General features: G+C 69.3%; 12 protein-coding genes. 8 read left to right on the top strand and 4 right to left on the bottom strand.

What is annotated here, in order from left to right; all coding sequences use genetic code 11:
- The first annotated feature begins 69 nt into the window (after positions 1-69).
- The 6 genes from fdrA to ACIPRI_RS10415 are packed head-to-tail and all read left to right on the top strand — an operon-like array spanning position 70 to position 9,043.
- Positions 70-1,620, top strand: a complete 1,551-nt coding sequence (fdrA, locus tag ACIPRI_RS10440) for an acyl-CoA synthetase FdrA (RefSeq protein WP_446621362.1) — start codon at positions 70-72, stop codon at positions 1,618-1,620.
- Entirely contained in the window at positions 1,620-2,609 is a 990-nt protein-coding gene (locus ACIPRI_RS10435) for a carbamate kinase (protein ID WP_446621361.1), read from the top strand. Before fdrA ends, ACIPRI_RS10435 begins: the two co-directional genes overlap by 1 nt.
- Positions 2,610-2,635: 26 nt before the next feature.
- The gene (locus ACIPRI_RS10430) at positions 2,636-4,081 is read left to right on the top strand and encodes a DUF1116 domain-containing protein (protein ID WP_446621360.1); all 1,446 of its coding nucleotides are present in this window, start codon (positions 2,636-2,638) and stop codon (positions 4,079-4,081) included.
- Entirely contained in the window at positions 4,075-5,658 is a 1,584-nt protein-coding gene (locus ACIPRI_RS10425) for a gamma-glutamyltransferase family protein (protein ID WP_446621359.1), read from the top strand. Before ACIPRI_RS10430 ends, ACIPRI_RS10425 begins: the two co-directional genes overlap by 7 nt.
- A 38-nt stretch (positions 5,659-5,696) precedes the next feature.
- A complete protein-coding gene (locus ACIPRI_RS10420; RefSeq protein WP_446621358.1) occupies positions 5,697-6,566 on the top strand; it encodes a branched-chain amino acid ABC transporter permease in 870 nt (289 codons plus the stop codon).
- The gene (locus ACIPRI_RS10415) at positions 6,563-9,043 is read left to right on the top strand and encodes a branched-chain amino acid ABC transporter ATP-binding protein/permease (RefSeq protein ID WP_446621357.1); all 2,481 of its coding nucleotides are present in this window, start codon (positions 6,563-6,565) and stop codon (positions 9,041-9,043) included. The genes ACIPRI_RS10420 and ACIPRI_RS10415 overlap by 4 nt, the downstream gene beginning before the upstream one ends.
- A 47-nt stretch (positions 9,044-9,090) precedes the next feature.
- On the opposite strand, the gene metC is transcribed toward ACIPRI_RS10415, so the two are convergent.
- The 4 genes from metC to ACIPRI_RS10395 form a co-directional block, all read right to left on the bottom strand.
- Complete coding sequence (gene metC / locus ACIPRI_RS10410) at positions 9,091-10,290, bottom strand: cystathionine beta-lyase (protein WP_446621356.1); 1,200 nt, start codon at positions 10,288-10,290, stop codon at positions 9,091-9,093.
- Positions 10,291-10,314: 24 nt separating this feature from the next.
- Entirely contained in the window at positions 10,315-11,262 is a 948-nt protein-coding gene (locus ACIPRI_RS10405) for a Bug family tripartite tricarboxylate transporter substrate binding protein (RefSeq protein WP_446621701.1), read from the bottom strand.
- A 124-nt stretch (positions 11,263-11,386) separates the two neighbouring features.
- Complete coding sequence (locus tag ACIPRI_RS10400; protein WP_446621355.1) at positions 11,387-12,970, bottom strand: rhodanese-like domain-containing protein; 1,584 nt, start codon at positions 12,968-12,970, stop codon at positions 11,387-11,389.
- A 102-nt stretch (positions 12,971-13,072) separates the two neighbouring features.
- The gene (locus tag ACIPRI_RS10395) at positions 13,073-13,609 is read right to left on the bottom strand and encodes a hypothetical protein (RefSeq protein WP_446621700.1); all 537 of its coding nucleotides are present in this window, start codon (positions 13,607-13,609) and stop codon (positions 13,073-13,075) included.
- 151 nt (positions 13,610-13,760) lie between these two features.
- Between ACIPRI_RS10395 and ACIPRI_RS10390 the strand changes: the two genes are divergently transcribed.
- Positions 13,761-14,651, top strand: coding sequence for a LysR substrate-binding domain-containing protein (locus ACIPRI_RS10390; protein WP_446621354.1), 891 nt, complete (start codon positions 13,761-13,763; stop codon positions 14,649-14,651).
- Positions 14,652-14,892: 241 nt separating this feature from the next.
- Positions 14,893-15,840, top strand: coding sequence for a M14 family metallopeptidase (locus ACIPRI_RS10385; RefSeq protein WP_446621353.1), 948 nt, complete (start codon positions 14,893-14,895; stop codon positions 15,838-15,840).
- The last annotated feature ends 52 nt before the right edge of the window (positions 15,841-15,892 follow it).

Genomic DNA, 15,892 nt, shown 5'->3' with positions numbered 1-15,892 from the left:
CCCCATGCACCCAATTCATACAGTGCCCGCACAACACCACCGTTGCACCGAACCGACGAAAGGGATCACGTGCCAGTCTCCGTCTCTATCAAACCGAACCTGTACAAGGATTCAGTCGCGTTGATGCGCATCGGCCAGCTCGCGCTGGCGCAAGAGGGCGTGCAGCGCGTGACCTTGCTGATGGGAACACCCGCCAACAAGGCGATCCTTGCCGCCTCCGGCCTGCTCGACCCGGCGCTGGAGGCCGCGCGCCCCGGCGATGTGATGATCAGCGTCGAGGCGGACAGCGAGCAGCTCGATGCGGCGCTTGCCGAGGTCGCATCGCAGCTCGAAGGCACGCAGCGCAAGGACCAAGCTGAGTCTGGCGGCGCCGAGGCCGCCAAGCTGCCGCTGCGCTCCATCGCCATGGCACGCACCCGCTGCGACGCGGTGCTGGCGCAGATCTCGGTGCCCGGCCCCTACGCGGCGGGCGAGGCCATGAAGGCGCTGCGCAACGGCATGCACGTCTTCCTGTTCAGCGACAACGTGCCGCTGGAGCAGGAGCGCGCGCTCAAGGAATTGGCGGCGCGCAAGGGCCTGCTGGTGATGGGGCCCGATTGCGGCACCGCCATCATCCGCGGCACGCCGCTGGGCTTCGCGAACGTGGTGCAGGACGGCGCCATCGGACTGGTGGGCGCATCCGGCACGGGCCTGCAGGAAGTGAGCAGCCAGATCGACAAGCTGGGCCAGGGCATCCGCCACGCGATCGGCACCGGTGGGCGCGACGTGTATGCCGAGATCGGCGGCACCACCATGCGCCAGGCGATCGACCTCCTGGCCGCCGACCCGGCCACGCGCGTGATCGGCATCGTCTCCAAGCCGCCGGCGCCCGAGGTGGCCGCGCGCATCTTCGAGCAGCTGGAGGCGGTGGACAAGCCGGCCGTGGTCCTCTTCCTCGGCGCCGAACCGCCGGCGCGCCAGCTGCCGCCGAACATCGTCGTGGTGAGCACGCTCTTCGATGCAGCCGCGGGCGCCGTTGCGCTGCTCGAGGGCAAGCCCTTCGCGGCGTCGCGGCAAAGCGAGGAATCGGTGCGCGCGGCTCAGGCCGAGGCGCAGCGCTTGGCGCGCGGCCAGCATGCGGTGCGGGGCCTCTATTCGGGCGGCACCTTCGCCTCGGAGGCGCAGATCCTCTGGAGCCGGCTCGGCCTGCGCGTGCAGGACGGGCACGAGGCCATCGACCTGGGCGACGACCAATACACCGTCGGCCGCCCGCATCCCATGATCGACCCGAACGCCCGGCTGGAACACATCGCGCGCGAGGCGGCCGATCCGGCCACCGCGGTGATCGTGCTGGACGTGGTGCTGGGCTACGCCGGCCACGAGGACCCCGCCGGCGCGCTGGCGCCGGCCATTGCCAGCGCCAAGGCAGCGTGCGCGCAGGCGGGACGGCATCTGTCGGTGGTGACCTTCGTGTGCGGCACCGAACGCGACCCGCAGCGGCTGTCGGCCCAGCAGGCGTGCCTGCGCGAGGCCGGGGCGCTGATGCTGCCCAGCAGCACCGCCGCCGCGCGCATGGCCGGCGAGATCGGGCAGCGCGCCGCGGCGCGCGTGGAGCAACCTTCGCTGGAAGCGGTGAAGTGATGAACAGCCGGATAGACGCCATCGCCGCGCAGCGCGATTTGCGGGCCGCCCAGCGCCGCGTCGTCATTGCCTTTGGCGGCAACGCCGCTTACCCGCCCAACATCAAGGGCCTGGCCTCGGAACAGATCTCGTTGATGGCGCAGGCCTGCGAGCATCTCGCGCGCATCGTGCAGGACGGCTTCAAGATCGTCGTCACGCACGGCAACGGGCCGGTGGTGGGCAACATCCTGTTCCGCATGGCGCGCACCGCCAACGAGCTGCCTCCGATGCCGATGGACGTGTGCGTTGCGCACTCGCAGGGCGGCATCGGCTACATGCTGCAGCAGACCCTGGCCAATGTGCTGCACGAACACGGCGTGGACATGGAGGTCGGCGCCATCATCACGCAGGTCGAGGTGGACGCCAACGACCCCGGCTTTGCCAACCCGACCAAGCCGGTCGGCCGTTTCTTCAGCCAGGAGGAAGCCGAGAAGCTCACGCGCGAGCAGGACTGGCGCTTTGTCGAGGATTCGGGCCGCGGCTACCGGCGCGTGGTGCCCTCGCCGCAGCCCAAGCGCATCGTCGAGCTGGGGGCGATGGAAGCCTTGCTGGCGGCGGACGTGATTCCCATCACCGTCGGCGGCGGAGGCATTCCGGTCACGCGCGACGCGCACGGCTGCTACCACGGCGTCTCGGCCGTGATCGACAAGGACCTGACCAGCGCGATGCTGGCCGTCGCGCTGGGCGCCCAGTCGCTGGTGATGCTGACCGGCGTCGATCGCGTGGCACTCGACTTCGGTAAGCCGACCCAGCGCGCGATGGCGCTTATGACCGCCGCCGAGGCCCGCCGCCACCACGCCGAAGGGCAGTTCCCGCCCGGCAGCATGGGCCCCAAGATCGAGGCCGCGCTGCACTACCTGGACGGCGGCGGCACCGAAGTGATCATCACCTCCATCGAGTGCCTGCACGACGCGCTGCAGGGCACCGCCGGAACCCGGATCGTCCCGTGACAACGGGCCTACAAGAAGGAGAAAACATGAGTGTCGAGCTTCTGGCGCAACCCCATCTCAGCGTGATCAACGTGGGCCTCGAATCGTTCACGCGCAGCGTGGCCGACAGCGGCGGCCAGGCCCTGCAACTGGACTGGCAGCCGCCGGGCAATGGCGATGCCGCGCTGGCCTGGGCGCTGGCCGGCCTGGCCGGTGATGCCGACGACCCCGACTGCATCGGCTCGCGTATCGACCGCGCCAACAAGGAAGCGGTCGCGCGGATCACCGCCGCGCAGCCGATGCTGGTGGACGTGGCGCTGCACGCGCGCGACGTGTGGCCGGACATGGGGCGCACGCTGCTGCATGCGGGCGCGCCGATCGCCTGGGACAAGATGTGCGGCCCGATGCGCGGCGCCATGGTCGGCGCGGTGCTGTACGAAGGCTGGGCCGACTCCGAGAGCCAGGCCGAGGCGATGCTCGCGCGCGGAGACTTCAAGTTCGCCCAGTGCCACGACTACGGTGCCGTCGGGCCGATGGCCGGCGTGATCTCGTCGTCGATGCCGCTGTTCGTGGTGCGCAACGAGACCTTCGGCAACATGGCCTACTCGAACATGAGCGAAGGCATCGGACGCGTGTTGCGCTTCGGCGCCAACGGGCAGGACGTGATCGACCGCCTGCGCTGGATCGAGAACGTGCTGGCGCCCACGCTGCAGACGGCGGTGCGGCGCATCGGCGGGCTGGACCTGCGGGCGATCCAGGCCCAGGCGCTGCTCATGGGCGACGAGGTCCACAGCCGCAATGCCGCGGCCACGCTGCAATTCCTGGCCGCCATCTCGGTGCCGCTGGCCGACTCGCCCGGCGACCGCGGGCCGGTGCGCGAGACGCTGGCGTTCATCGCGGGCAACTCGCAGTTCTTCCTGAACCTGTCGATGAGCTCGTCCAAGGCCACGATGGACGCCGTGCACGGCATCGAGAACTGCAGCATCGTCACCGCCATCGCGCGCAACGGCGTGACCACGGGTGTGCGCGTCAGCGGCCTGGGCAAGCAGTGGTTCCAGTCGCCCTCGGAGATGCCCCAGGGCCTGTACTTCCCCGGCTTCGTTGCCGCCGACGGCAACCCCGACCTGGGCGACAGCGCGATCTGCGAGACGGCCGGCTACGGCGGCTCCTCGCTCGCGGCCTCACCAGCGCTGGTGCAGTTGGTGGGCGGCACGGTGGCGCAGGCAGTGGGCTACTCGCGCGAGATGTACGAGATCACGGCCGCGCGCAACGCGGCGCTGTCGCTGCCCAACCTGGACTTCGCCGGCGCGCCGTGCGGCATCGACGTGCGCAAGGTGGTGGACAACGGCATCCGGCCGGTGGTCACCACCGGCATCGCGCACAAACAGGCCGGCGTGGGGCAGATCGGCGCGGGCATCGTGCGCTCGCCGATGGACTGCTTCACGCAGGCGGTGATGGCCCTGGCGCAGACCCAGGAGCGGTCGGCATGCTGAGGGCGCTCAGTTCCCCGCGCGGCATGGTGACCGCGCCCCACCACCTGGCCGCGCAGGCCGGCGCCGGCGTGCTGCGCGACGGCGGCAATGCGGTCGAGGCGATGGTGGCGGCGGCCGCGGTCATCGCCGTTGTCTATCCGCACATGAACAGCATCGGCGGCGACGGCTTCTGGCTCGTCAGCCGGCCGGGCAAACCGCCGCAGGGCATCGAGGCCTGCGGGCGCGCCGCGGGCCTGGCCACGCGCGAGTGGTACCGCGACGCCGGGCACGATGCGATTCCCGCGCGCGGGCCGCTGGCGGCCAACACGGTGGCTGGCGCGGTGTCTGGCTGGCAGGCCGCGCTGGAGCATGCCGGCGGCTCGCTGCCGCTGTCGCGCGTGCTGCAGGACGCCATCTGGTATGCGCGCAACGGTGCGCCGGTCACGCAGAGCCAGGTCGACTACACGCAGAAGTTCCGTGAGGAGCTGGCACCGCAGCCCGGCTTCGCGCAGACCTTCCTGCGTGACGGCGACCTGCCGGCGGCGCACAGCGTGCAGCGCTTTCCGGCGCTCGCGGCCACGCTGGAGCAATTGGCACGCCGCGGCCTGCCCGACTTCTATCGCGGAGAACTCGCGCATGCCCTGGCCGCGGAGCTCGAGCGCCTGGGCAGCCCGCTGCGCGTGGAAGACCTGCGGCGCCACCATGCCTCGCTCGTCGCGCCGCTGGCGGTGGAGCTTTCGGTCGGCACGGCATACAACATGCCGCCGCCCACGCAAGGGCTCGCGTCCTTGATGATTCTGGCGATCTTCGATCGCATCCGGCACGGCGCGGCAGCCGACGGCTTTGCGCATGTGCACGGCCTGGTCGAGGCGACCAAGCAGGCCTTTCTGGTGCGCAACCGCCATGTCTGCGACCCCGAAGCGATGACGGTCGACCCGGCCGACTTCCTGCGCGGCGCGGCGCTGGACGAGCGCGCCGAGGCCATCGACCCGGCGCGCGCACTCCCCTGGCCCGAACCGGCCATCAAGGGCGACACGGTCTGGATGGGCGCAATGGACAGCGAGGGCTGCGCGGTGAGCTACATCCAGAGCGTTTACTGGGAGTTCGGCTCGGGCGTGGTGCTGCAGGACACGGGCGTCAACTGGCAGAACCGGGGCTCGAGCTTCTCGCTGGACCCCGCTTCGCACCTCGCGCTCGCGCCGGGGCGCAGGCCCTTCCACACGCTGAACCCGGCGCTGGCGCGGCTCTCCGACGGGCGCGAGATGGTCTACGGCAACATGGGTGGCGACGGCCAGCCGCAGAGCCAGGCCGCTGTCTTCAGCCGCTACGCGATGTTCAGCCAGGATCTGCAGCAGGCCGTCACCGCGCCGCGCTGGTTGCTGGGCCGCACCTGGGGCCAGATGAGCGTGAGCCTGAAGGTCGAGGACCGGCTCGATCCGGCCGTGGTGGCGGCGCTGCGCGACGCAGGCCACGACGTGGAACTCATCAGTGGCTTTTCGGATTTCGTCGGCCATGCGGGCGCGCTGGTGCGCCACCCGAACGGAATGATCTCGGGCGCGGCCGATCCGCGTTCCGACGGCGCGGTGGCAGCGCTCTGAAGTGCAGGTTGGGCAACTAGAAATGATGGAGACAAAAATTGATATCACTGGCACTCGTCTCGGGCCTGTGCATGGGAGGCATGTATGGCCTCCTGGCACTGGGCTTTCACATCACCTTTGCCGTGTCGAACACGGTCAACTTCGCGCACGGCACCTCGCTCATGCTGGGCGCGGTGCTCTGCTACGTGTTCTCGGCCAGTTGGGGCTGGCCGATCGGGCTGGCGATTGTCGCCGCGCTAGCGCTGTGCGCGCTGTGGGGCATGCTGATCGAGCGCACGGCGGTGCGGCCCTTCGTGCGCGCCGGCTCCAACGCGTGGCTCATGGCGACCATCGCGGTGGGCATCATCCTCGAGCATTCGGTGATGTTCACCTTCGGCAAGGAGCCGCGCTCGCTGGTGCTGCCGGTCTCGGGTGAGGCCTTCTCGGTCGGCGGCCTGGCGGTCTCGCCACTGCAGATCGCCATCCTGGTCGTGGCCATCGGGGTCGCCTCGGGCCTGCATGCGTTCTCTACCCGCACGAAGTACGGCAAGGCCATGCTCTCCGTCGTGCAGAACCCGCAGGCCGCGAGTCTGATGGGCGTGGACGTTCCGCGCACGGTGATGTACTGCTACGCCGCATCGACGGTGCTGGCGGGCATCGCGGGCATCCTCATCGCGCCGCTCTTTTCGGTGTCGGCAGAGATGGGCACGCTGTTCGGCGTGAAGGCCTTCGCGGTGGCCATCCTGGGCGGGCTGAGCAGCGCGCGCGGCGTGGTGCTCGCGGGCTTCATCTTCGGCATCGTGGAGGCGCTCATCACCTCCATGCTGGGGTCGGCCTACACCAACATCCTGGCCTTCGGCCTGGTGATCTTTGCCCTGGCCGTCCGGCCGCACGGGCTGCTCGGCAAGGCGGGGGTGAAAAAGGTATGAATGCACCGCGCGATTCCATTCTTTTGGCGCTGGCCGCGACCACGCTCGCCTTCGCCGCGCTGGCGGACCAGTACTACCTGTTCCTGCTGATCATCGGCGCACTCACCGTCATCGTCGGTGTCGGCCTGAACGTGCTGATGGGGCTGACGGGGCTGGTCTCCTTCGGCCACGTCGGCTTCTACGCCATCGGCGCGTACGCGACGGCGGCGCTCAGCACCAAGCTGGGCTGGAGCTTCTGGTGGACGCTGCCTGTCAGCATGCTCATCACCGGCGTGCTGGGCGCCTTGCTCGGCCTGGTGGCCCTGCGGGTGAAGGGGCCCTACCTGGCCATGGTCACCATCGCCTTCGGCTTCGTGGTGGAGTTCACCGCAGTCGAATGGGAGCACGTGACCGGCGGGCAGAACGGGCTGATGAACATCCCGTACCCGGCGCTGGCCGGCTGGTCGCTCGGCGAGCGCGGGGTGGCCATTGCGGCGGTGGTGCTAATGCTGGCCACGCTGGTGTTCTACAAGCTGCTGGTGCGCAGCAGCTGGGGCCTGGCGATGCGCGCGGTGCGCGACTCGGAGATCGCCGCCGGCTCGATGGGCGTCAACCCGCTGGCGGTGCGCACGCTGGCCTTCACGCTTTCGGCTGTGCTGGCGGGCGTGGCCGGCTCCTTCTACGCGGCCGCCACCACCTTCGTGACGCCCAGCGCCTTCTCGTTCTTCCAGTCGATCCTGTTCGTGCTGGCCGTGGTCATTGGCGGCTCCGGCCGCACCTACGGGCCGGTGATCGGGGCCGCCATCGTCGTGGCGCTGCCCGAGGCGCTGTCGGACCTGGCCGAGTACCGCGTGCTGCTGTTCGGCGTGCTGCTGCTGGCGGTGCTGCGCTTCGCGCCCAGCGGCGTGGCCGGCGCGCTGGCCCGGCGCTGGAGCCGCGCGCGGCCCGAGGAGCCGGCGCCGGCGCCGGTGTCCGCGCAGCTGCTGGTGGGCGCCCGCCCGACGCGGGAGGCGCTCGAGATCGACGCGCTGGGCATCACCTTCGGCGGGCTGCGCGCGGTGGCGGACGTGTCGACGCGCATGAAGGCCGGGCAGGTCACCAGCATCATCGGCCCGAACGGTGCCGGCAAGACCACGCTGCTGAACCTGATCTGCGGCTTCTACCGTCCCAGCGGCGGCGCGGTGCGGCTGGGCGCGGCGGAGCTGGCTGGCCAGCCGGCGTTCAAGGTGGCGCGCGCCGGCATTGCGCGCACCTTCCAGACGCCGCAGCTGTTCGACCAGATGACCGTGCTGGAGAACCTGCTGGTGGCAATGGAAGGCGGCGCGCTGCATTCGCCGGTGAATGACCTGGAATCCGACGCGGCCGGCGCGGCCGTGCACCGGGCGCGCGCGCTGCTGGAATACGTGGGCTACCGCGGCGACCTGCAGCGCCTGGCCGGCGACCTGGCCCACATCGACAAGCGCCTGCTGGAAATCGCCCGCGCGCTGGCGCTGCGGCCCGGCGTGCTCATGCTCGACGAACCGGCCGCCGGCCTCAACCATTCCGACAAGGTGGCGTTGGCCAAGCTGCTGCGCACCATCGCGGACGCCGGCCTGGCCGTGGTGCTCATCGAGCACGACATGACGCTGGTGATGGGCATCTCCGACCACATCGTGGTGCTCGACGCCGGCCGGCGCCTGGCGCACGGAAAACCGGAAGCCGTGCGCGCCGACAAGGCCGTGATCGAGGCCTACCTGGGCGGCGCGCAGTTCTCGACCCGTCCGCGCGCACCGGGCTGGCGGCCGGCACCGGATCAGCTGCTGGTGGTCAAGGGCGTGAACGCCGGCTACGGCGGCACGCAGGTGCTGCATGACGTGGGGCTGGCGCTCGACCAGGGGGAGCTGGTCGCGGTGCTGGGCGCCAACGGCGCGGGCAAGTCGACGCTGATGAAATCGCTGTCGGGGCTGCTCAAGCCTTCGGCGGGCAGCGTGATGTTCGTCGGCAAAGAGCTCGGCAAGCTCGCGCCGCACCGCATCGCCCGCGAGGGGCTGGTGCTGGTGCCCGAGGGACGGCAGGTGTTCCCCGAGCTCTCGGTGCTGGACAACGTGCGCATGGGCGCCTACACCCGCACCGACCTCGAGCCCGGCGAGGTGGAGGCGATGGTGCAGCGCTTCCCGTCGATCGCGCGGCGCATGCATGGCCGCGCCGGCCTGCTGTCGGGCGGCGAGCAGCAGATGCTGGCGATCGCGCGCGGCCTGATCGCCAAGCCGAAGGTGCTGCTGCTGGACGAGCCCTCGCTGGGGCTCGCGCCGGCCTTGATCAACGAGTTGTTCAAGGTGCTGGCCGACCTGCGCGACCAGGGCATGACCATCTTGCTGGTGGACCAGATGGCGGCGCTGGCGTTGGCGGTGGCCGACCGCGGCTACGTGATGGAGTCCGGCGAGATCGTCCATGCGGACACGGCCGAGGCCTTGCGCGACGACCCGGCGCTGGAGCGCGCCTACCTCGGGCAGGCCTAGACATCATGGTCGTCCCCTCCGTTAACGAACGGAGGGACTTCCAAACGCTACGGCTGCAGCGCGGAGAAGCCATTGCACAGGTCCTCCAGCAAGTCTTGGGGATCCTCCAAGCCGATGTGCAGACGTATCACCGGCCCTCGTTGGCTCCAATCCGCAACGCTCCGTGCGCGCTGCATATGCGCTTCGGTCACCAGGCTCTCATAGCCGCCCCATGAGGCGCCCAGGCCGAAAAGCCGCAAGCTGTCGATGAAGCCGTCAACCGATTGCGCGTTGGTACCCGGCATGAGTTCAAAGGACAGCAGTCCGTTCGTGCCGGTGCAATCCCGTTGCCAGATTTCGTGCCCTGGGTGCTCGCGCAATGCCGGACAGAAAACAGTCTTCACCTCGGGTCGACCCTGAAGCCATTGGGCAACGACCATTGCGTGGCGCTCGTGCATCTGCAGGCGTGCGGCGAGCGTGCGCGTACCGCGCATGACGAGCCATGCATCGTCCGGACTGACCGTCATGCCGAAACCATCGCTACGGGTAGCGAGGGGCTCCCAGGCCTCACGCGTGGTGGCCACGGTGCCCATCATGACGTCCGAATGGCCCGAAAGGTACTTGGTGGCGGCCATCACCGAGATGTTTGCCCCCAATGCGAGCGGCCGGTACTGCACACCCGAGCCCCAGGTGTTGTCCGCCGCCACCAGCGCGCCACGCGCGTGTGCGAGTTCGACGATGCGCGGCAGGTCGCACATCTCGTAGACCAGCGAGCCCGGGCACTCGGCATAGACCAAGCGCGTTTCCGGACGGAACTTGCCTTCGACATCGCTGCCGTCGGCGGCGAAGAAGGTGCAGTCGATGTTGTACGGCTTGAGGAAACTCTCCGTCAGCGCGCGCGCAGGCCCGTAGACGCTGTCGGACATCAGAACATGGTCGCCGGGCTTCAGGTAGGCCAGCAGCGTCATGCCGATCGCGGCCAGGCCCGTGGGAAACAGCTTCGTACGATAAGCGCCTTCGAGTTCACTCACGATGTCCTCGAGCGCGAAGGTGGTGGGCGTGCCGCGCGCGCCGTAGGTGAAGAGGCGCTCGTCTGCGCGGCGCGCGCGCATCTCGCGCTGCTGCGCGACGTTGTCGAACAGCACGGTGCTGGCGCGGACCAGGGGCGGGTTGACGGCGTGGCCGCCGTCGAAGACCGGGGCGTGTCCGGCGTGCAGGAGGCGGGTCTGCAATTGCAGGTCCGGGCGGGCGAGGTGAGGGATAGGCATGGGGTCGATCCTGCGTCGCGTCCTTCAGTCCACCCGTGCGCCCGAGAGCTTCACCACGCTGGACCACCGATCGATGTCCCGGCGCAGCAGCGCCCCGAACTCCTCAGGCGAGTTGCCGACCACTTCGCTGCCACCATCGGTGATCAGCCGCGTGACCTCCGGCATGCGCAGCGTCCGCACGATCGCCTCATGGAGGTAGGCCACGCGTTCGCGCGGCGTGCCGGCGGGCGCGAAGACACCGTACCAGTCCTCGAAGCGCGTGTTCTTGTAGCCGAGCTCCTCGAGTGTCGGCACCTTGGCGAACACGCCGATGCGGCGCGGGCTGGTCACCGCCAGCACGCGCAGCTTGCCGTTCTGGACCATGCCGGCCACCGAGGCGGTCGAGGTCACCAGCACGTCCACCTGATGTCCCATCAGGTCCGTGATGGCGGGCGCCGCGCCCTTGTAGGGCACGTGCGTCATCTGCGCACCAGCTTCTTTCTGCAGCACCACGCCGACCAGATGGGACAGGGTGCCGTTGCCCGGCGAAGCGTAGGTCAGGCGGCCTGGCTCGGCCTTGCTGCGCCGGACCAGTTCGTCGAAGTCCTTGAGCGGCGAATCGGCCGGCACCACGATCGCGAGCGGCGCCGCGTTGATCTGCGTGACCGGCACGAAGTTCTTCAGCGGATCGAAGCCTGCCGACGCATAGAGCGTCGGGTTCACCGCCATCAGCGAGACCTGCGCGGTGAGCAGCGTGTAGCCGTCGGGACGTGCGTCGGCGACCGCCTTGGCCCCGATGTTGCCTCCCGCGCCACCTCGGTTCTCGACCAGCGCCGGCTGGCCGGTCACCTCGGGCAGGCGCGTGGTGACGAAGCGGGTCGTGGCATCGTTGCCGCCGCCGGCCGGGAACGGCGAAATGAACCGGATCGGCTGGGCCGGAAAGCCGTCGCGTGCGGCGAGCACTTCGGCGACGGCGGGCGGTGCGCCGGTCATCGCGAGGGCACCCGAGAAGACGGCGAAGGCTGCGAGTCGGCGCAGGGGCGTCGACCGGGACGGGTGCAGCGACAACGAGAGGGGGCGGGGCAATGCGGCAAGGGTCATCATGAGCTCCGGTGAATCAGGACAGGACGGTTGCAGGCAAGCGGAATGCCGCGAGCTCCTGCGCATCGAGTTGCGCGACCAGGCCGGTTTCCCAAGCCAGGTAGCGGCGCGCGGCTTCCTTGTTGCCGTCGTGCCGGTCGTGCACGAAGAACAGGAAGTCGATGCACTCGGTATCGGTCGGAAGCGCAGGGCTCTGCTCGATCGGCAGGCCGGCGTCCTGCCAGGCATTCATGCCGCCCTCGAGCAGCACGGGCGCGGGCAGGGTCGCGGGCCAGTCCGAGGCGGCCGCCCATCCAGCTGCCTGCGGCCGGTCGGCGACCAGCACCAAACGCCGGGTCTCGCCCGCCAGCGCATCGTTCAGCCGTGGACGGATCGACCAGCGCGCGCCCGCGATATGCGCGGCGCGGAACTGCATGCTCGACCGCAGGTCGAGCACCGCGGCTTCGCCGTCGCGAAGAAGCTGCGCCAGTGCTTGGACGCCGATCGTCGCGAGCGGCGGTGGCCCGGGGATGACGGTCGGGCCAATCGCCAGGCCGCTGTCGAGGCCGTCGACAAGCACCGAGGCGTCGTGGCCCATCTGCCGCAGCCAGCTTGCCACCGTGGGCGCACGCACGCCGTCGTCGTCCAGCAGCACGAGCCTCGCGCCACGCACGCCGACGAACTGGTCGGTGGCCTGCATCAGCTGCCCGCCGGGCGTGTGTTGCGCTCCCCGCAAGCTGCCGCGCGCAAATTCTTCCGGCGTCCGGACATCGCAGAGGAACAGCGTGCGCTGCGGATCGTCGGCCCAGCGCGCCACCGTGCCGGCGTCGACGAACGGCACCTCGAAGCGCCGTGCCAGGGCCACCGCCTGTTCTTTCAGCACGGCGCTGCCGCTCGCGTCGTCGTAGCGGCGCAGGCCGCCGTGCTCGAGGGCGTGGTCCGCCAGGTACCAGCCCTGGGTGCCGTTCTCCAGTGCATAGACTGGATTGGGAAGGCCAAGGTTGATCAGGGTCTGCGCGCCGATGATGCTGCGTGTGCGGCCCGCGCAGTTGACCACGATGGGTGTCGCGTCGTCGGGCACGAGGTGCCGGATCCGGTAGGGCAACTCGCCGTTGGGACAGCAGATCGCGGTCGGGATGTTCATCTTGCGGAACTCGTTCACCGGACGTCCGTCGAGGACGACCACCGGCTCGCCGCGCTCGAGCATGGCGGCCAGCCGGTCGGCGCTCACGCGCGGCGTGTGGTAGACCTGTTCGGCCAGCTCTCCGAAGGTCTTCGAAGGCAGGTTGACGCCCGCGAACAGCGGGTAGCCGGCGGCCGTCCAGCCCTGCGTGCCACCGCGAAGGACCGACACGTCGGCATAGCCCAGGGAGGCCAGGCGCGCGGCAGCGCGCTGCGCGACGCCGCTGGCTTCGCCCGCGTCGTCGTACACCACGATGCGCGTCGAGCGCCGCGGCACCAGTCGCGCCACCTCGGTCTCGAGCACGCTGTAGGGTAGCGGCGTGCCATGGAACAGGTGGGATTCGCCGTACTGGCCGTGCTCGCGGACATCGAGCAGCGCCAGTTCGGCGCCGTCGTGTGACCAGGTCTTGAGGGTTCGGGCGTCAATCTGTGGATGCATGGGAACGAAGGGACGTGAAGATGGAAGGGTCTCGGCCGCGGCCATGCAGTGCACGACCCGGACTGGCCGTGCACACGACTTGCCGCGATCAGCAGGGAGGCGTCAGCGGCGGGTCTGCACGCCAATGCCCATGGTCTGGCAGGTGCCCTTCTCGAGGTCGTAGCCGGTTCGCTGGTCGAGGGTCTCGAGCGCGCGGCCGTACATGTGCAGGTGGCGGATCACCTGGTCGCCCTGGATCTCGACCGAGTGGATGTCCTCGGGCATGAGCGCGATCCCGGTGCCAGGGGCGACCACCACGCAGCCCGTCTCGGCGAGCTTCGCGACGCCTGGCACGCTGCCGTCGTCGAGGCGCTCGTAGACGCGGTTGTGCTCGGTGCCCTCCACGGCGGCGATGCAGGCCCAGGTGGTGTGGTTGTGCGGCACGATGCGCTTGCCCGGGCGCATCACGTTCAGGTAGAGCGCGTAGCTCTGGTCGGGATCCTCGGCGATCAGGTAGCGCGCCTGGTGCTCGCCCGCCTCGGGCGCGGGGAAATCAGCCTCGGACCAGAGCTCTCGCCGCGCGGCCAGCGCCACGAGCGTGTCCAGCACGTCCGCAAGCTTCTCGCGTGTCGGCTCGCCCGCGCGCGTGGCCTGCTTCATGCGGTCGATCGACGCGACCACGGCCTCGTCTCGTTGGGGGGATGGGTTGCTCAAGGGATCTCCTGCGTTGACTTGCGAGCTGACACTTTAGGCAGGTCGGGAATTGCGAACAATCCAGCGCGGGCAGCGAATCCATCAATAAGATTAATGGATGAAGACCCTGGACCTCGAACTGCTGCGATCGCTCGACGCGATCGTCTCGCACGAAAGCTTTGCCGCCGCGGCGGTCCACCTCGAACGCACACAGTCCGCGGTGACGCAGCAGATGCAGCGCCTGGAAGAACAGATCGGTCACCCGCTCTTCGAGAAGCAGGGCCGGCAAAAGAAGCTGACAGACCACGGTCAGCGGCTGCTGACCTATGCGCGCCACCTGCTGGCCATCAACGACGAGGCGATCCGCAATTTCCAGCAGGGTCGGCTCGAGGGCGTGCTGCGCATCGGCGCTCCGCACGACGTCGCCGACACCATGCTGCCGCCCCTGCTGACCGAGGTGGCGCGCAGTTCGCCGCTGCTGCAGCTCGACATCCACGTCGGGCGCAGTCCCTTCCTGATGGAATCGCTCAAGCGCGGCGAGATCGACATGGCGATCTCCAACCGCGTCGATCCCGAACTCGAAGGCGTCGTGCTGCGCACCTCGCCGACCGTGTGGCTGTGCAGCGCGAGCTATCTGCACGATCAGGCCGCGCCGATCCCGCTGATCGAAGCCGACGGGCCGAGCATCTTCCGGCGCATGGGGCGCGAGGCGCTCGACGCCGTGGGCATCGCCTGGACTCCGCGCTACACCTCGAGCAGCCTGATCGGCATCAAGGCCGCGCTGCGCGCTGGCCTGGGGGTGACGGCGCGTGGGGTGGAACAGCTCGACGCGGGCCTGCGCGTGCTGGGCCTGAACGACGGCATGCCGCGCCTGCCCGACCTCACCTACCACCTGTACGTGCGCAGCCACGTCGTGAACCCCGTGACGCGGGAGGTGTTCGAGAGCCTGAAAAGCCAGATGCGTCTGCTGCGCACCGACGCCCACCGCGAGCGTCCGCCCCGCGTCTGAGCGCACGCCTTCGACGAATGCATCAGCGTCCTTAATGGATTGCTGTTGCAAGCTAATTGGAACCAGGCTCCTGCGGACCCTACGATGACATCGACGCGGCCCAGCCCTTGATTGCGGGCCGCGCAACTTCCGGCCTGGCCGCTGTTTCTTGCGAGGGGATTGCTTCATGGGCATCGTGGGTGATTGGTTGAAGTCCGGGGACGGTGCCGCGCGCACCTCGGGTCGGTTGCGTGTCGGATCGATGGCCTCTGGTGCCGAGGTGTCCCTGCCTTATGTTGCGCTGCGTGGGGCGCACCCCGGGCGCACGCTCTGGCTGCACGGGCAGGTGCATGGCGACGAGATCAACGGCATGGTCGCTGCGCTGCGCTTTGCCCGCGGGCTGGACCCCGCGCGCATGGCGGGCAACCTGGTCGTGACGCCGACCGGCAATCCGCAGGCGCTGGATGCGCGACGCAAGCGCAACCCTTATGACGAACTTGACCTTGATCAGAGCTATCCAGGCAACGGCAACGGACTGATCACGGAGCGCGTGGCGCATGCACTCATGACCGAGGTGAAGGGCGTGGCCGATGTGCTGATCAATCTGCACACGATGAACCCGTTGTTCGACGCACAGCCCTACACCGTCTACAAGCATCACCCCGAAAGCGGCATCACCGAGGAGCAGTTGCTTGCTGCGATGGCCTGTTTTCACCCTCATCTGGCATGCCGCCAGGACGTGGGGGGCAAGGGCGAGCTGCCCGGCAACATCTCCGGCGCGCTCGACTACCAGTGCCTGGCTGCAGGCACGCTGGCCTTCATGCTGGAACTTGGCAGCGGCAGTCGCCTTCAACCGGCCAATGTGGCGCTGGCCGAGCGCGGCTTCGCCGCACTTGCGCAGCAGATGGGCATCCTGCCCGGCACGCAGGCGCCAAGCCCTGCCGGTTTGCGCACCGTCAGTCGCCGCGGCTGGGTCACGGCACAGGAAGGTGGCCTGTTCGTGCCGCGCTGCCAAGCCGGTGAGCTGGTGAAGAAGGGCCAATCGATGGGTGAACTGTTGGGGATGGACGGCAGTGCCACACCGGTGCCCGCCTTCGAGCGCGACGGCATCCTGATCGGTCTGCGCAGCGACCCCGTGGTGCACACCGGCGAGCGCCTTGCATTTGTCGCATGGGAATGGGCCGACCGCCAATTGCCCCGCGTCGCCTGACCTGGTTCCGCTTTCCAGGCCTCCGCTTTTTTGAAGCTCCAGCGGCACCCGC

Source organism: Variovorax sp. LARHSF232, assembly GCF_052871435.1.
Note: the sequence above shows the minus strand (reverse complement) of the source record. Positions and strands in the feature narration are given on the sequence as shown.